The 17,500-nt window shown below is 45.7% G+C and carries 15 protein-coding genes and 2 rRNA genes (2 of these 17 running past the window's edge); 5 read left to right on the forward strand and 12 right to left on the reverse strand.

The annotated features are described in order from the left end of the window. The 3 genes from DESGI_RS19220 to DESGI_RS26235 form a co-directional block, all read right to left on the reverse strand. Window positions 1–857 (reverse strand): 23S ribosomal RNA (locus tag DESGI_RS19220) (it extends 2,224 nt beyond the left edge of the window). 283 nt (window positions 858–1,140) lie between these two features. Next, window positions 1,141–2,723, reverse strand: a 16S ribosomal RNA gene (locus tag DESGI_RS19230). Together the 16S and 23S rRNA genes form the textbook arrangement of a ribosomal RNA operon. 939 nt (window positions 2,724–3,662) lie before the next feature. Then, the gene (locus tag DESGI_RS26235; protein WP_281168062.1) at window positions 3,663–4,115 is read right to left on the reverse strand and encodes a methyl-accepting chemotaxis protein; all 453 of its coding nucleotides are present in this window, start codon (window positions 4,113–4,115) and stop codon (window positions 3,663–3,665) included. 279 nt (window positions 4,116–4,394) lie between these two features. Here DESGI_RS26235 and DESGI_RS19245 point away from each other — a divergent pair, with 279 nt between their 5' ends. The 3 genes from DESGI_RS19245 (at window position 4,395) to DESGI_RS19255 (ending at window position 9,238) form a co-directional block, all read left to right on the forward strand. After that, window positions 4,395–8,180 (forward strand): SNF2-related protein, encoded by a 3,786-nt coding sequence (locus tag DESGI_RS19245; RefSeq protein ID WP_006524736.1) that lies wholly within the window; start codon window positions 4,395–4,397, stop codon window positions 8,178–8,180. Between the two features lie 117 nt (window positions 8,181–8,297). Continuing rightward, on the forward strand, window positions 8,298–8,828 hold the full coding sequence (locus DESGI_RS19250; protein WP_435050901.1) for a nucleotidyltransferase domain-containing protein: 531 nt from the start codon (window positions 8,298–8,300) through the stop codon (window positions 8,826–8,828). Then, window positions 8,825–9,238, forward strand: a complete 414-nt coding sequence (locus tag DESGI_RS19255) for a HEPN domain-containing protein (protein WP_006524734.1) — start codon at window positions 8,825–8,827, stop codon at window positions 9,236–9,238. Before DESGI_RS19250 ends, DESGI_RS19255 begins: the two co-directional genes overlap by 4 nt. A gap of 190 nt (window positions 9,239–9,428) precedes the next feature. On the opposite strand, the gene DESGI_RS25875 is transcribed toward DESGI_RS19255, so the two are convergent. The 6 genes from DESGI_RS25875 to DESGI_RS25885 are packed head-to-tail and all read right to left on the reverse strand — an operon-like array spanning window position 9,429 to window position 11,256. After that, on the reverse strand, window positions 9,429–9,716 hold the full coding sequence (locus DESGI_RS25875; RefSeq protein ID WP_245561244.1) for a uracil-DNA glycosylase family protein: 288 nt from the start codon (window positions 9,714–9,716) through the stop codon (window positions 9,429–9,431). After that, on the reverse strand, window positions 9,635–9,931 hold the full coding sequence (locus DESGI_RS25880) for a mismatch-specific DNA-glycosylase (RefSeq protein ID WP_006524733.1): 297 nt from the start codon (window positions 9,929–9,931) through the stop codon (window positions 9,635–9,637). Before DESGI_RS25880 ends, DESGI_RS25875 begins: the two co-directional genes overlap by 82 nt. 40 nt (window positions 9,932–9,971) lie before the next feature. Further along, window positions 9,972–10,310: an NUDIX hydrolase gene (locus DESGI_RS25415; RefSeq protein ID WP_006524732.1), complete on the reverse strand. Its 339-nt coding sequence runs from the start codon at window positions 10,308–10,310 to the stop codon at window positions 9,972–9,974. Next, window positions 10,307–10,705 (reverse strand): phage holin family protein, encoded by a 399-nt coding sequence (locus tag DESGI_RS19270; protein ID WP_006524731.1) that lies wholly within the window; start codon window positions 10,703–10,705, stop codon window positions 10,307–10,309. Before DESGI_RS19270 ends, DESGI_RS25415 begins: the two co-directional genes overlap by 4 nt. A 7-nt stretch (window positions 10,706–10,712) precedes the next feature. Beyond that, a complete protein-coding gene (locus DESGI_RS19275) occupies window positions 10,713–11,066 on the reverse strand; it encodes a sigma factor-like helix-turn-helix DNA-binding protein (RefSeq protein ID WP_245561124.1) in 354 nt (117 codons plus the stop codon). Beyond that, window positions 11,023–11,256 carry a hypothetical protein gene (locus tag DESGI_RS25885; protein ID WP_006524730.1) on the reverse strand — a complete coding sequence of 78 codons (234 nt, stop codon included), beginning with the start codon at window positions 11,254–11,256 and terminating at the stop codon, window positions 11,023–11,025. The genes DESGI_RS19275 and DESGI_RS25885 overlap by 44 nt, the downstream gene beginning before the upstream one ends. A 662-nt stretch (window positions 11,257–11,918) precedes the next feature. Between DESGI_RS25885 and DESGI_RS23380 the strand changes: the two genes are divergently transcribed. Then, entirely contained in the window at window positions 11,919–13,790 is a 1,872-nt protein-coding gene (locus DESGI_RS23380; RefSeq protein ID WP_006524729.1) for a leucine-rich repeat domain-containing protein, read from the forward strand. A gap of 85 nt (window positions 13,791–13,875) precedes the next feature. Here DESGI_RS23380 and DESGI_RS19285 read toward each other — a convergent pair whose 3' ends face one another. The 3 genes from DESGI_RS19285 to pdxR all read right to left on the reverse strand — a co-directional run bounded on the left by DESGI_RS19285 (window position 13,876) and on the right by pdxR (window position 16,870). Then, a complete protein-coding gene (locus tag DESGI_RS19285; protein WP_006524728.1) occupies window positions 13,876–14,358 on the reverse strand; it encodes a CHAP domain-containing protein in 483 nt (160 codons plus the stop codon). A 658-nt stretch (window positions 14,359–15,016) separates the two neighbouring features. Continuing rightward, the gene (locus DESGI_RS19290) at window positions 15,017–15,316 is read right to left on the reverse strand and encodes a M56 family metallopeptidase (RefSeq protein WP_006524727.1); all 300 of its coding nucleotides are present in this window, start codon (window positions 15,314–15,316) and stop codon (window positions 15,017–15,019) included. Between the two features lie 153 nt (window positions 15,317–15,469). Then, on the reverse strand, window positions 15,470–16,870 hold the full coding sequence (gene pdxR, locus DESGI_RS19295; RefSeq protein WP_041285001.1) for a MocR-like pyridoxine biosynthesis transcription factor PdxR: 1,401 nt from the start codon (window positions 16,868–16,870) through the stop codon (window positions 15,470–15,472). A gap of 133 nt (window positions 16,871–17,003) precedes the next feature. Between pdxR and DESGI_RS19300 the strand changes: the two genes are divergently transcribed. Further along, window positions 17,004–17,500: the 5' portion of a DMT family transporter gene (locus tag DESGI_RS19300; RefSeq protein WP_006524725.1), read on the forward strand. The gene runs 442 nt beyond the window's last position; 497 of the gene's 939 nt are visible here — the first part of the coding sequence; it begins with the start codon at window positions 17,004–17,006; its stop codon lies off the right edge, out of view.

The following is a 17,500-nucleotide window of genomic DNA, read 5'->3' on the forward strand; positions in this document are numbered from 1 at the left end:
ACCAGCTATCTCCGGGTTCGATTGGCATTTCACCCCTACCCACACCTCATCCACCGCCTTTTCAACGACGGTTGGTTCGAGCCTCCACGAAATGTTACTTCCGCTTCACTCTGGACATGGGTAGATCACCCGGTTTCGGGTCTACTTCAGCGTACTACGTGCGCCCTTTTTAGACTTGCTTTCGCTGCGGTTGACGGCCTTGGTCAGCCTTAACCTGGCACGCTAAATGTAACTCGCCGGTCCGTTCTACAAAAAGTACGCCATCACACGTTAATTGTGCTCTGACTGATTGTAAGCGTACGGTTTCAGGTTCTGTTTCACTCCCCTCCCGGGGTGCTTTTCACCTTTCCCTCACGGTACTTGTGCGCTATCGGTCGCTAAGGGTATTTAGCCTTGGAAGGTGGTCCTCCCTGATTCCCACGGGGTTTCTCGTGTCCCGCGGTACTTGGGATGCTCTCTAAACTCGTTGCCTTTTCGCCTACAGGGCTGTTACCTTCTGTGGCCCGCCGTTCCTGGCGGGTTCGGCTAAGGCTATTAGTCCGCTTTCGAGAGTCCCGCAACCCCTATTTTGCACGCAAAATAGGTTTAGGCTGGCCCCTGTTCGCTCGCCGCTACTTGGGGGTTCTCGGTTGATTTCTGTTCCTCCGGCTACTTAGATGTTTCAGTTCACCGGGTGCCCTTCTTATGCCTATGGATTCAGCATAAGATGTTACCTCGTTACTGGTAACGGGTTGCCCCATTCGGAGATCTACGGATCTATGCCTGCTTGCGGCTCACCGTAGCTTTTCGCAGCTTACCACGTCCTTCTTCGGCCCTTAGCGCCCAGGCATCCACCGTACGCTCTTGTTAGCTTGACCTTTTGGTCTCGGCGTCTTGTGTTTTTACCTGTGCTTTACTTTACTTGCTTTCGCTGTGCAGTTTTCAAGGAACATCGGAGTTTAGCTTCTGGATATTGGTTTAACCTTTTGTACCGGTTGTCCAATGTCTTCGGCTTGTCCGACTTTTTTAATTGGAGACTATTTGCGACGTCTGACTTTTGTCTTACGTCGCTTCGTAGTCCCTCAAAACCAAACAGTGCTTTATGAGATGACCGACCTAGGATTATCGATGTTCGTATTCGAACTTCGAGTATCTCCTTAGAAAGGAGGTGATCCAGCCGCACCTTCCGATACGGCTACCTTGTTACGACTTCACCCCAATTACCGACCCCACCTTCGACGGCTGTTTCCTTACGGTTAACTCACCGGCTTCGGGTGTTGCCAACTTTCGTGGTGTGACGGGCGGTGTGTACAAGGCCCGGGAACGTATTCACCGCAGTATGCTGACCTGCGATTACTAGCGATTCCGACTTCATGCAGGCGAGTTGCAGCCTGCAATCCGAACTGGGACCGGCTTTATCGGGTTCGCTTCACCTCACGGCTGCGCTTCCGTCTGTACCGGCCATTGTAGTACGTGTGTAGCCCAGATCATAAAGGGCATGATGATTTGACGTCATCCCCACCTTCCTCCGTTTTGTCAACGGCAGTCCCTTTAGAGTGCCCATCTCTACATGCTGGCAACTAAAGGTAGGGGTTGCGCTCGTTGCGGGACTTAACCCAACATCTCACGACACGAGCTGACGACAACCATGCACCACCTGTCTTCCTGTTCCCCGAAGGGAAAGATCATGTTTCCATGACGATCAGGAGATGTCAAGACCTGGTAAGGTTCTTCGCGTTGCGTCGAATTAAACCACATACTCCACCGCTTGTGCGGGCCCCCGTCAATTCCTTTGAGTTTCAGCCTTGCGGCCGTACTCCCCAGGCGGGGTGCTTATTGCGTTAACTGCGGCACTGGGGGGGTCGATACCCCCAACACCTAGCACCCATCGTTTACGGCGTGGACTACCAGGGTATCTAATCCTGTTTGCTACCCACGCTTTCGCGCCTCAGCGTCAGTTACAGGCCAGGGAGCCGCTTTCGCCACTGGTGTTCCTCCCAATATCTACGCATTTCACCGCTACACTGGGAATTCCACTCCCCTCTACTGCACTCAAGCCCGACAGTTTTAGAAGCAGGCTATCAGTTGAGCTGATAGGTTTCACTTCTAACTTGTAGAGCCGCCTACACGCCCTTTACGCCCAGTAATTCCGGACAACGCTTGCCCCCTACGTTTTACCGCGGCTGCTGGCACGTAGTTAGCCGGGGCTTCCTCCAAAGGTACCGTCACTTTCTTCTTCCCTTTGGACAGAGTTTTACAATCCGAAGACCTTCGTCACTCACGCGGCGTTGCTCCGTCAGGCTTGCGCCCATTGCGGAAGATTCCCCACTGCTGCCTCCCGTAGGAGTCTGGACCGTGTCTCAGTTCCAGTGTGGCCGGTCGCCCTCTCAGGCCGGCTACCCATCGTCGCCTTGGTAGGCCGTTACCCTACCAACTAGCTAATGGGACGCGGACCCATCCAGTAGCGGTTTGCACCTTTCTTCATCGAACTATGCAGTTCAATGAACGTATCCGGTATTAGCACCAGTTTCCCGGCGTTATCCCAGGCTATTGGGCAGGTTATCCACGCGTTACTCACCCGTCCGCCACTATCCTCGAAGTTCGAGGTTCGGTATTCGAGGCTCGAATTGCTTTCCTTTTTCGAACTTCGAACATCCAACCTCGAACTTCGAGAACCGTTCGACTTGCATGTGTTAAGCACGCCGCCAGCGTTCGTCCTGAGCCAGGATCAAACTCTCCATAAAAATTTATGCTTCGCGGGTTTGACTGCTTTTGGGTGTCCGGCTTGTTTAACTGGATTACCTTATTACAGCTTGTGCCCGTTTGCTTTTTAAGTGAGTTTAATCTTGCTCTTTTAATGAATTACTCGTTTATTCGTTTGCTAAAAGCTGCTACCATTGCTATTTCGCTTTGGCTCTGGCTCTTAGATTCGTTTGACGAGGTTTGGTTGGTCGCCGTCGCTTTGTTCGGTCATTGCTGACCAACCACGACTGGCGTCCGTTTTCCATCTCTTTGCACTGTTTAGTTTTCAAGGACCGTGCGGCCGTTTTGCGACCGGAATTGTATTGTATCACTTTGGGTCGGTCTTTGTCAAAGGCAATTTGTGGTTGGCGCAGCGGCTTTATTGAATGTGCCGCTTACCATTATTGCCCTGTTTTGGTTTTTACGCTGCATCGTAGCAGTGACATTTGTTATATTATCATTTTGAGGGCTTTAGTGCAACAAGTAATTTAGGCCATTCAACTAGCGGGTCACAGTGTGCACCATTTAAAAACTTCTTTCTTAACATTGTAATGCAAGAAGGTTCTAACAGAGAAAAAAGGAAATCGTTCGGAGGTTTATCCGCCAACTAGAACTGGATCTAATTGAAGAATTATCAATGTAATAATTTTGGCCAGACCCGTTCGGTCAGGATCAAAAGAGGTTAAACTCTAAAAAAGAACAACCCCGAAGCCTCTGACGAGGATCAAGGGAGTTATGAAAAATGGCTTGGTGTAAGAGACCGGAATCGATCTCATATACCAGTTATTTCAGAAACGTTCAAATTAGAACAAAGCATAAAAGAATGCGAGTAAGGCAAGGGTTTTAGAATTTGTGATTGTCTTTAACAATCGAAATGAACGTTATGAAAAAACCCCCGTCAATTTGGTAGCTTTTATTGGTGCTAATTTTATATATTTTCTTTAGCTAATTAACGCGGTGAGGGACAGACCCTCTTTGGAGGGATCTGGAAAGCCGATTGGCTTTCCAGATCCCTCACGAACAATATCTTCACCCATGCTGATAATAGTGTTTTTAAAATGTTGCAACATTTTGTTGATTTCCGCTGCAGATTTATTACTCTCTTCGGCCAGCTTGCGGATTTCTCCCGCCACCACAGTAAACCCTCTTCCGTGCTCTCCTGCCCTTGCCGCTTCAATAGCTGCATTTAACCCCAATAATTTGGTCTGATCAGAAACGCGACGAATAAAACTTAAAATATTAGCCGTATCCTCAACCTGCCTGGCAGCGTCCCTGGTTTCCTCAACTACTATTTGACTGGTTGCCGTTAATTCCTGGAAGGCAGGGTTAATATTTGTAATTAAGTCTGCTGACTGCGCAATGGCATTCATAACAGTTTGTGCACAATTAAGCACCTGTTTCTTTAACCCATCCTCAAAAATCAGTTTTAATATCAAACCAGAGGCAATGTTAGCAACCGGTTGCACCTTCTAGGTGACAAATAAATCACCAACATTATTAGAGGATCCATATTGAATAATAACATCCCGCCATTCTTATTAAGACGGCGGAGGCCAACCCCAGTTTGTTAAGATAATGGACTAAAGCTCGACAGGATTTGCAAAATTGTTATCGAAGTAAAGTATTAATTATATGAGTTTATATTACTTAGGTGCCAGCGGGGGGACATTGAAATGGCAAGGGGCAGAAAATATGGCAGGACCTGGTGGGGTAACGCCTGGGTCGAAGCACTGGAAAGAATAGACCAAAACACCAATCGGCTCCCCCGGGGGAGAAGTTACGCCAACGCGGGTAGAGTGAGTGAAATTAAAATAGATGCAACAGGAAGAGTATATGCAAGGGTAAAGGGCACCCGCCCTACCCCATATAAAATAGAAATCAGACTCAATGAATTTTCGCAGCGGGCAAAGGAAACCGCCGGGGCCATAATAGCTGAAGACCCGGCCCTGGCTGCTGAACTATCTATGGGTCGGCTTCCCGAAAACATCCTGCAACTTTTGGAGAAGCATAACATCTCTCTTTTGCCCGAATCTTGGAATGATATAATCGCCCATTGTTCCTGCCCGGACTGGGCCAACCCGTGTAAACACCTGGCAGCTGTTTATTATATCATGGCCAACGAAATCGACAAGGATCCTTTAATCCTGTTTAAATTACATAATATCAAGCCCCGGGAGTTAATGCGGGAGGCAGGTTTTATCGGGAAGCAAGGGGAAGGTTACCTTGCTGCATCCGAAGAATTAACAGAACCCTTCCCTTGCTTCCCGGCTGCCGGTACGCCCGCTTTTGCACCTTATCAGGAAACCATTATTCCCTTGCCAGGTAGCGAGGCAGCAGCACATAAAACAGAGCCGGCGGAAGAAATACCGGTCGACTTAAGCGCCCTGGCCGATAGCAAAGAGAGCGAGTCCATATTTACACTTTTGGGCGATACGCCCCTTTTTTACTCCGGTGGAGACTTTAAAGCTCTGTTGTTGAAAGCTTATAAGAATATATCCCGTTCCGTGTCCAACCTTATGCTGTTGGAAAACAACTTTTCCTTCAAGGACATGGCCTTTACCCTCATTTATCCTACCACCGCGGAAATTAATAAATTTCTGCTTGATAACCATAGTAAGCAGCGGTTCCAGCATAAGCTGTACTTTTTCATATCCTTGTTAACTGCTTCCGGGGAGAGAAAAAGCGACCCCAACATTATGTTTTCCCCGGCCGGGGAAAACATAATGTTGGATATACCCGTGGCAGCGGGAGAGAAAATGGTCCTGAAAAGAAAAAGGGGTGTACTGCTGCCGGCAGAGGCTGTTTGGGATCTTTTCCTTGCCCTGCCCTTTAAACTGTCCGCCCACCGCACATCTCCCTGGACGGATTTCTTATGCGCAACCACGGCACTAGCCCAGGCACTGGCCAGGTCGTCTTCTTTTATCCCGGTTTTAAGAAGCCTGGATACAGATAAAGCAAAGACCAGCGGGCAGGGGAATTTTTATGTTGTTTACCGGCCAATGGACAGGTCCGGAAAATTGCCGCAGATGGTGGAGTATCTCGCTTCGATAATGCCACCCGGTATGATCTTTTGCCGGAAGGAAAAGGGGATTTTAGAAGGTACTGCGGCAGTGGAAGAATTGCTGACCCTGATCCTAACCCATCTGGTCGACCGTTTTTCCGATATAAATCCCAGTGCCGGTGATAAAACGGTCAGGGCATTTTTCTGTGGGGAACCTTACCTGGTGGGAAAATTCGAAGAAGAACAAACAGCAAAGGCCATCTCAGACTGGCTTGGCTGGCTCAACCTGCGCCCCAACGAAATTGCTCCGGTGCTTAAAATAGGACTGCCCCGCTCCGGCAGTGAAAAATTCTCTCTTAAAGTGTATGTTGAAAACAAAAAAGACCCGCTGGCGCCGGTGCTGCCTTTAAAAGAATTGTTTACAGACAAAAAAGAACTTTTTTCCCGGCCGACTGCATTTGCCCGCCGGGAAATAGCCCACCAGTTAACCATTGCCGGTGCACATATTCCCATCCTGAAAAAGCTGTTAAGCCATAAAGGGAATAAACAGGCCAACCTTTCCCCACCAAACCTGGCCGAATTTGTCACCGGGGGACAACAGATCTGTTCCCTGCTGGGCATCAGGGTGATGGTCCCCAAAGAATTGAAGCAAATGGCCGTACCCCGGTTGGCGCTGGCGGCTAGGACAGCGAAGAGCAGTGAAAAAAACGTCTCCTATTTCAACCTGGACGAGATGCTGGAATTTACCTGGCAAGTGTCCCTGGGCGATGTCACCATGACCGGGGAAGAATTTCGCCGGTTGGCTGAGTCTGCGTCGGGCGTAGTCAAATTCAAAGAGCAGTACCTGCTTCTTAAACCACAAGAAGTTGAGAGTATTTTAGCCAAACTGCGCAACCCGGTACCCCGGCTTTCCTCAATGGAAGTATTGCGGGCCGCAGCCACCGGTGAAGCAGCGGGGGCTGTTTTTAACCCCGACCGAATGTTACAGCAACTGGTGAACGACTTGAGTATGCCGGAGGAGGTTGTTTTGCCGACCGGCTTACAGGCCGACCTGCGCCCCTACCAGCACAGGGGCTTTAAGTGGCTGTATAACCTTGCCGTCAGGGGCCTGGGGTCCTGCCTGGCCGACGACATGGGTTTGGGCAAGACGATTCAGGTAATCGCCGTACTGTTGAAGCTAAGCGAACAAGGTTGGCTTACCAAGCCCGCCCTGGTAGTGTGCCCAACTACCCTGATCGGTAACTGGGTTAAAGAATGCAGCAAATTTGCCCCCTCACTGAAGGTGGCCGTCTACCACGGCAGCGACCGCAGATTAAACACCAAAGGCGTGGACCTGATGATCACTTCTTATGGCATATTACGCCGGGATCGGGTTAAATTTAAAAGAAATATTTGGAGCCTGGTCATCATTGATGAGGCCCAGAACATTAAGAATCCTGAAAGTGATCAGACCAGGGCGGTGAAAGCCCTATCGGCCGGGGCCCGTATCGCCATGAGCGGAACCCCGGTGGAAAACAGGCTAATGGAGATGTGGAGTATTTTTGACTTCATCAACAGCGGTTATCTGGGCGAACGAAAGAATTTTGCCAATAGCTTTTCCATACCTATTGAAAAATACAGGGACAAAGAGATCATTAACCGTTTTAAAAAAGCCACCGCTCCTTTCCTGCTGCGCAGACTTAAAAGCGACCGGTCGATTATCAAGGACCTTCCGCCTAAAGTAATTAAGGAAGAAAACTGTTATTTAAGTAAAGAGCAAGCATCTCTATACCAACAGGTGCTCGAACAGGTGATGAGTGAGATAGAGCAAAGTGAAGGTATTACCCGTAAAGGCATGGTCTTTAAACTGATAACCTCACTCAAACAAATTTGCAACCACCCGGTGCAGTACAGCAAAAAAGGGAAGGTTACCAGGCAACATTCAGGTAAAGCCGCAAAGGCACTGGACCTGCTGGAACAAATTGCGGCTGCCGGGGAAAAAACGCTGGTTTTCACCCAGTACAAGGAAATGGGCGAACTGCTGGTAGAATTGATCCGGGATGAATTACAGATAGATGCCTTATTCTTCCACGGCGGAGTGTCCCGGCAAAAGCGGGACGCCATGGTTGAAGAATTCCAAAAAGATAAGGATGCCGCGCCCGTTATGGTGGTTTCCCTCAAGGCCGGGGGAACAGGGCTGAATTTAACGGCAGCTACCCACGTGATTCATTACGACCTCTGGTGGAACCCAGCCGTGGAAGACCAGGCCACCGACAGGACCTACAGAATAGGGCAGACCAGGACAGTGCTGATCCACCGCCTGATCAGCCTGGGCACCTTCGAAGAAAAAATCAATACTATGATGGCGTCCAAAAGAGAACTGGCTGAACTGGCGGTTGCCACGGGCGAAAGCAGCATCAGCGAACTTTCCAACGCAGAACTGAAGGAACTGTTCAGGCTGGTGCAACACAAAGTATAATTATACTTAAAGAAGGTATTTCTATTGTGAAAAGCAATTGATGACACCATTCACCTTATTATAATTTGCATCCAATTATTTCCTATGTTATTATGAATCCATCAAATATTTTAAGTGGTGATTGCCTTGACGGAAAAAATACTACCGAAAATGAAAGTATTTTCGCCTTTGCACAGCCAGTATATTATCGCTGTACTGAAGGAAATTATTAGTTATTACAACAATTCCCTTGTGGGCTGCGCCGTCTTCGGTTCCTATGCCCGCGGGGACAACCGTAAAAACTCAGATCTTGACCTGTTAATTATCCTCACCAAGGCTCCCGGTTTTAGTCGTCGACTTAGTGATTTTGTAGAAAACATAGAAATGAAACACGAAAAACTGGCTCAGAAACTATATGAGCAAGAGGACGTTTTTATTGAACTTTCCGCTTATATCCTTACTCAGGAAGAAGCACTAAAGGTTCACCCCATATACTTTGATCTCGTTGAATATAATTATATAATCTACGATCCGGAAAACATCATCACCCGCATAATTAATTCAACGGCAAATCTATTATTAAAATCAGGCGCCGGGAAGAGCCGGACAAATAACACCTGGGAGTGGAAAACGGGGAAAATGGGTTTCCTTGGGGGAATGGATTTGTGAAGATTGATGAACTGTCTTTATCTTATCTAAAAAAGGCACAAGTTCGATTTAAGGCATTGTCCTTTTACAAAGATAACGAGGCGTACTCTGATGTAGTCAGGGAAGCCCAAGAACTGGTAGAACTTCTATTAAAGGCTGTTTTAAGGGCCATTGGAGTTGAAGTGCCAAAAGTCCATGATGTAAGCCGGACACTGGAAAAGCACCGCCCTTTGCTTCCCCTGGCCCTAGCTGAATCTTTGGATGACATTAAAAAAATTTCCAAGCGACTACGTAAGGAGAGGGAATTAAGTTTTTATGGCGCTGAAGATTTTATTCCCACCGAGGAGTATAGTCTGGAAGACGCCGAATTGGCCATCAATGACGCTGAGTTTGTCCTGAAAGCAGTGCAAACAGTTTTTAAGAGGCATTGAGGAACTGGCAGGGGTGACAGGGGGGTGACAGGGGGACGTTTCATTTGTCTTATTTCCAAGATAAAGAAGTGGTAAAATACCATGTAGACTGTAGACATTACAGACAACCTAAAATAACTGTCCATAATGGCACGACACACAGAGAGCACATTGAAGTAATCATCAACGTGCTCTCTGTGATTAGATCATTTTATGTAAAGTCTTTTAATCCACTGTAAATTACTACAACCTCGTCCAGTTTCATGCGTACCAAGCCGCTTGACGAAGGGGCCACAAAGTCAGTTACCCCGGATACCATGGGTTTTTCCTGCTTACCCCAGGGCACATTCCGCCAGCCACTGTATTTTTCATATACTCTCTTGCCAACAAAGCACACTACACGCGGCCTGTAATACCTTATCTTTCTGTATAGTTCCGCCGCTCCATTCTTATATTCCTGATTCGTAATATCCGCGGCCGCCCGGGTGGGACGAGGCACATATTGGTCATGCCGTACCCCAACTTTAGCAAACCGACATCCTCCTCCGGCCTGTACTTGCGGGATGTTAACCCAGCCCTGTACAAAATATTCCAGAACCGATTGCTCGGGTTGGCAAAGTGGTGCCCGGTTTCCGAGGAGCGGATGCTGGGATTAAAGCCAACAAAAATTATTTTAAGGTTTTTTTTCAGGACATCTGGAACCGGCTTTAGCATTTTATTATTCCCTTGTTTGATTTTTATAATATACTTTCTGCTAACTCATACCATGCTCATAACATTCCCGGACAGGAATATCAGCCGGAGCAAAATCAAATTCCTTTAATTTATCTCTTTCAGCCCACTCTACCACCGTATGGAAATTCAATTTCAATTCTCCGCCGATAGTTTCTGCAAGATAACATATTAATTCAATCTCGCCGGTTTCGTACTTATAGCTGCTGTTCATAAAATGCTTCGCTATTTTAATCATAAACATATGGTTATCCATCTCCCAGATGATTGTAACCAGGGAGTCTTTCAAGACAAACGTTCTCTCATGCCCGTTGATATTTACTATTTTTAAAATTAGAAGAGGGGTAACCATTGAAGTCATTTTTTACCTGTACCATCAATCTTTAGGAGAATGTCTTTGAGCTTTTGCGGAAACGGTATCTCCATTTTTGCGGCGTTTTCGAGTATGCTAATACCTTCATTGGACAGATAAAACATGATAAGCATTGTTCTGAGAAAACTGCCCGAACCAATTATATATTGGTCAATAATATTTCCTAGTGCAACCAGGGCAAATATCAATACCTTTTTGGAGATACCTTTAAATCCGATATTACTCGAAACTTTCTTCTCGTAAATCGCCAACAGCAAGCCGGTTAAATAATCAATTGCCATAAACGCAACCAGCGCATAAACCAGAGAGTCAACTCCCCCTATTATAGATCCTAAAACGCCTCCAAAAAGAGCAAGCATTATCTTGAGATTATTTACAAACATATCCACTTTAACTCACCCTATGCAAGGTTTTTTCAAACCATTTTTCTAATTTTTGCAAAGCTCGTCTTTTCGTCTGGTTGACTGCTTGTCTGCTAATTCCATAAATATCTGCAGTCTCCGTTACTGTATAGCCCAACAAATAAATCATCTTGACGATGGATAATTCCGATTCAGTCAGCACATGATCAATACCTGTCAATTCTAGTTTTAGATATGGGTCGGTGGTAGCCGATGCGGCTTCAGCATAATAAAGTTCGCTGTCGCTAAGAGCCGAATACGGTACAAAATTCTGAAGTCTTTTTAGGGCTATTAATCTTTTAGCGGATAGATGTAGATATATAAGAAATGAGGATCCCTTCACTTGTGTCGCGCATACGATCAAGCCGAATATTATTGAGAAACTCGATGAAATCAAAAAGAAGGTCGTTATAGGCATCATCATAATAGAGCTTATAAGCATATTTTCTTAACAACGGATCGAATTTTCTAATTAGTGTTAAAGTCGCACTGCTATCACCTGTTTGTGATTGGACAATCAGGTCCTTAGTCATTAGGCATACCACCCTTCGACTGCTAAAGAGATGGAATGCCAAACTTTGTAAACCTCGAAAATTAATTTTCTATCATCAGTTTCACCTTCTTCAATAAAAAAAAGAACAGGAATCGCAGCAATTAAACTGCTTTCCTACCCTTTCACACTCTTATGGAGATGTACTATTTTACGTTATGGAACGAAATTTATTGCCAAGCAGTAAATTAAAGGTTAAATTATAAATAATATACCGTTCACTCCATGTTTTTACCTTAATGGCTTAATAATGAGTCATTTACATTTTTATCTTTTTCCTTTATGTCTATATAAGACAATCCAAGAATTAATTTGCAACATTTTCATTTATACTTTTATGCTTTTCCTCCGATTTACACAGAAAATCAAAAAATAAGCCTTCCCCGAAAAGGGAAGGGATACAAAAGCTGTTCGTCAACAAAGATGACAAACGGATAATCACCTGGGATAAATGCTACATATTTATTTTTAATAACAGCAAATCTTTAAAAGGAAACCTTATAAAATACCTGAAAGCATGACCTTAATAAAATAATTTTAATTAAGGTGTTGCAAAAAGAATTGGGTTGTCTTTATATAGTAAGAAATGTTATAAGGAGGGTTCCTAATGAAACAGGATATTATCGTCTATGAGGAGAAGTGGTTATGAATTTATTAGAAAAAACTTTTTTTACTTTAACTATTATAGCAGTGTTTATCTCTGTCTTAAGCGGCACTGCTTTTGCCGCCGGCGCAAGCGATTTTGTTGTTGAAAACGGTATTTTAACACACTATGTAGGCTCCGACCCGGTTGAATTCGGCGATTTACCGCAAAGTAACACAGGCTCCGACACGGTCGTAAATATTCCTGACAATTTAGGAATTACCGTGATCGGGGATGTAGTTTTTGGCGATCGCCCCGGCATTTCAGCAGTTATAATCCCCAAAGGGGTCATATCCATTGGCGAAGGTGCGTTTGGTAATTGCACCGGCTTGACATCGGTCACAATTCCTGATACGGTGCTGTCCATTGGCAACTCTGCCTTCGCTGGGTGCAGCAGTTTAACCTCCATTACCATCCCGGATGGCGTAACTTCCATTGGTATGGGGGCGTTTAGTGAGTGCAGCGGCTTAACCTCCATTACCATTCCTGACAGCGTGACCTCCATTGGCTTCTCTGCGTTTGGAAATTGCAGCAGCTTAACCTCGGTAATGCTCGGAAGCGGTTTGACCTCCATCGGAGCCAGGGCCTTTGCAGGAACCAATATTTCCTCTCCCGTCATCACCAGCGACGGAAAAACGCTGTGTTATGTGCCGCCCGAACTAGCCAGCTATACCATACCCAATACTGTTACCACTATCAGCAGCAGCGCATTTTTGAATTGCAGCAACCTCACTTCCATGACTATCCCGGACGGTGTAACCACCATTGGCGATTATGCCTTTGAGTGGTGCAGCCAACTCAAGTCCGTCACCATCCCGGCTAGTGTGACCCAAATCGGCGAAGCCCCTTTTAATTATACCGGTATTTCCAAACCGGTTATCATTGACCAGGGTAAAATACTTTGCTATGTTCCGGTTAGTTACACCAGCTATACCATACCGGATACCGTCACCGAAATAAACGCCCGCGCCTTTGCAAACTGCAAAGATCTCCAATCAGTCACCATGCCGGAGAGCATAACCCAAATTGGCGATAATGCATTCTTGCATTGCATCAGCTTGAAATCAATCAAATTTCCCGAAGCGATCACAAGCATAGGAAAAGGTGCCTTTTGCAATTGCAATAAATTAACCGCAATCACAATCCCCCGCGGTGTGACGTCAATAAACGAGGGCTTGTTTCAAGACTGCGGGAGTTTGATCTCAATAACCATCCCGGATGGCGTGACTTCAATCAGCGATACTGCATTTTACAGGTGTGCCAACTTGAGCTTCATCACTATTCCGGACAGTGTGACCTCTATTGGCAACAGGGCGTTCGAGGGTTGCGACAGCCTTACGATTATCTGTTCGAATGGCTCGTATGCACAGCAATATGCAATCCAAAACGCTATTCAGTTTACGACCGCTAAAAACGTAACCCCGCCAGGCGTAACTGCGTCACCCGTGCAAATATCCGGATCGGTGGACGGTAAAGCCTTTGTCTTTAATGTGTATGAAATTGGGGGCGACCACTATTTTAAACTGCGCGACCTGGCAGCGGCGCTGAATGGGACCGCCAAGCAATTTCAGATGGTTTGGGATGGCACAAACAACGCGGTCAGACTGACAACAAGAGCAGCGTATACGCCGGTTGGCGGCGAACTAACCAGCTCCGGCAATCATGAAAGCGTATCCGCCAAGGTAAGCATAGCCAGGCTTTATATTGGTGATCTTAAAATGGGTGGTGCCGGCTATAATATTGAGGACAGCAATTATTTAAAGCTGCGCGACATTGCCCAGATGCTGAACTTCGGCGTGACTTGCGATGTCCGCACCAATATGGTTGTTATCGATACAGCCAGTGATTTTAATCCAACCTCTGGTCTTAAATAACTGCTGATATCCAGGTTTAGTATGTTTATATGACCAATGGATATACAGAGGCACATGAAAATTATCATGTGCCTCTGTGTTAGGTTTAATAATGGGTGTTATTGCTTCCAAGATAAGAAATAGTATTACCGTTACTATTACGCAAGGTTGACATTGAATAGGTTACTTTTGTAACTTGATCACTGATGTTGCCTTCTACAGTGGTGATTGAAGTGGAGCTTACTGCAACGATAATGCCAACATGATTACTAGTACCGTCAATAAATGCAAGGTCTCCAACTTTAGGATAATTTGCACTTGATGGGTTGGTCGATGGAGTAAGATTGCGTCTATTGGATGCATACCAATTATATAAAGTTTGTACAGATGCAGTTTTATATACATTAGGTTCGCTTGCTGTTGCTGCAGTAGTTAAAATACCAGCCTCATTTGCACACCAAGCAACAAATATGGAGCACCACGGTTGATAATTTAAACCAAACCACAAGCCGTATTTAGTATCATTATTTGGTCCCTCGGTATATCCTACTTCTCCATTTGCTGTTTGGACAAAAGTGGACAATGACATTAAAATCCCTTCTTTCATTTTATTATTAGATTAGTAAATAGATTGCACAATTAACTGGACATAACGATAACCTAAGACTAGTCCATCATCTTGGATTACCGAACTGTGCAGCTGATTTACTATCGAATAATAAAGAGAAAGAACGAAGTTAATTGTAAACAAAGAATTTAAAAAAACTTAAAAAAAGATTATGTATTTCATATATTAATCAACGACGGAAAAAACGCAACGCCATAAGGATAAAATACCCATGCAGGTAAATTTTTTCATAAAATAAAAACCCCCTTTAAAATGTCTTTCAGCAGTAAAGACAACAAAGAAGGTTTTTTGCAACAAGATTTCTTCCTGATTTATATTTTTTCCTTCGTTAATCTATATAATTGGCGAAAAAACAAAAACATCTTCAGTAAGCTAAAGTGTGACTTGATAAACATTATAGAAAAAATTTAGAAATAAGTGTTGCAAATGTTTTTTTAGATTGTCTTACAGATAAGAAAGCTTTAAAGGAAAATATTGCATATCAAAAAATGATTATCACAATACCACTGGGTTGGACGAGACGTACTGCCACCCCGTTTAAGCAGGATGTTGTGAGTTATACTGGTTAATTAGATCTGTAAAATATCTTTTATGGTCGGAATCGCCATTATAAACACCATTAGCTGCGTTTTTTTGAACATTGGGCAATAAGGATGAACTGCTTGTATTGTCTACCGGGTTGTCCGCCGGTTGGCCCGCACTCTGAAAGTTTACGGCCACGGACGTTGGTTTTGATGTTTGTAATGCTTCCTTCAAATGAAAACGGAAGCATAAATCTAAAGAGTACCACAATCCAAAGATAATATTGAATAGACTTAGAAAGCTTGTGCTTAAAAAGTAGTTTAACGGTAAATATTAAACCGGCAAGAATACTGCCCGACAGGGACAGAGATAATATTAGCTTAACTGTATCATTCATCCCCATCACCTACTTTAATTTTTTAATGAAAGAGTTAAAGGATTCCAACCCCATCCATCGGTCTGGGCCTTAAATTTAAAAACTGTGTTCATAGGCCGTTGGCCAATAAATCAATGACAAAGGCAGGAACACTATTCCGCGGCGGCTTTGTCATTAACGGCGGGATGCTGCATGCAGGCACTTGTGTAATAACGATACCCCTTGGCGAATTTCCTTCGCTTCCAGATGACCATATCCCAGCAGCAGCTTATCAGAATGAAGGTTCTTGTTGATGCTGTGATAATCTACCAGGGCAATACGAATTCCTGACTCTTTACAGCGCAATAGGAAGGCTTGATCAAAATGCAGGCCGGGGAACTCCAAGGCGAGGTGCAAACCTGAAGCATCTCCCCAGGGATGCCATGTTCTGCTAAACTTCTCTTCTATGGCTTGAAGAAGTATTTCCCGCCTTTGTCCATACAGCTTGCGCATCTTGCGCACATGCCGGTCCAGTTTTCGGGTGCGTAAGTATTTAGCAAGTGCTGCCTGCTCAAAGGGAGGGTTTTGCACATCAACATGCCTGCGCAAGTAACACCACTGGCTGTGAAACCGGCGGGGCAGCACAACAAAGCCGATCCGCAGTGCAGGATAAAGAATTTTGCTGAATGTTCCTACATAAATAACCCTTTGCGAGTCCATCGTATAAAGAGGGGCCACCGGGGGTCCACAATAGCGGAATTCACTGTCATAATCGTCTTCTATTATGAACAGGTCATTTTCTCGCGCAAACCGTATCAGTGCGGCACGACGGGTTGCCGGGAGTATCCCTCCAAGAGGGAACTGATGTGACGGGGTTACATAAATCGCGCACGCACCGCTGTTCTTTAAGAAATCTGTCTGAAGGCCCTGTTTATCTACGGGAACAGGCAGTATATTAAATCCCTTTCCCTGCAGCACCCTTAACATGCCCATATGACAAGGATCCTCCATCAAAATATCTTTCCCATACACTGACAGCAGCTCTGCCAATAAATGCAGCGCCTGTGTAGCCCCGGAAGTAATAAATATATTTTGCGGGTGAACAGTCATTCCCTTACTGCGATAGACCCAGCCGGCAATTTCCCGGCGAAGCGCCGGAATCCCTTCTGCCCCGGAATATCCCCATTGCTCTTGCGGCAGGCTTTCCGCGGCCTTACGCAGATACTGCAGCCAGGAGCTTTGGGGAAAGTAACGCAGATCTGGCTGGCCGGTTTGGAAATCCACGAGATATGAAATTGTTGCTTGAACTGCTTCTTCAAAGTGCTCTGCGGGCGGATCCGCCTTCGCAAGCAGCAGTCCGTTCGCCACACGGGTCTGCGAACCTGGACGGCTTTCGATGAAACCTTCAGCTGACAGCATTTCATAGGCTTCATAAACCGTATTGCGCGACACGGTTAGATGCTTGGCCAACTCCCTTGTGGAAGGCAGCACATCCCCCTGCTTTAGTCGGCCCTCGGTCATTTGGTTCCGCAAAGTCCGGTAAATCTGGCGTGCGAGAGAAACACCACTGTTCCGGCGCAATTCAATTCCTAACATATACCCTCCCACTGGCACCCTAATATTGGCGCCAAACTGGATCTTAAATAGTACCAGTTTATATTGTATCATTTTACAACTAACTAATCCCATAAGTATACAAAGTATTAAAAAGGAGGATTTATCAATCCAGATGGTTGTGGGTGCGCTTTTTTTGACTGGAGCTTTTATGCTGGCGGGGACGTCGGTCATTGCTGCCAGGTTTGTCGCCGGGGATGTGGGGACGTTTACCATTGCCGCGGTCAGTCTTTTTTTTGCCATAATTGCTTTGCTGCCCTTATGCCGGCAAAGGCTGAGAGAGACTTTGCGACAGAGGTCGCTGCGTGAATGGATGCCACTGATTTTACAGGCGCTCTTTGGCATTTTCTTGTTTAGAATGTTTTTATTGTTGGGGCTGATACACACCAGCGCGGGTGAGGCAGGTATCCTAACCGGGGCGACACCGGCTGCAACTGCGCTGATGGCCATACTTTGGCTGAAAGAACCGCTGTATAAAACGCGTATGCTGGGCTTAATCAGCACCGTTACGGGTATCATGATGATACAGGGGGCTTTACTCATGGGGAACGGATTTTCCATGGAACATTTCTTTGGTAACCTGCTGGTGATTTGCGCCGCACTGTGTGAGTC

This window comes from Desulfoscipio gibsoniae DSM 7213 (assembly GCF_000233715.2).
GTDB classification, from domain to species: Bacteria; Bacillota; Desulfotomaculia; order Desulfotomaculales; family Desulfallaceae; genus Sporotomaculum; species Sporotomaculum gibsoniae.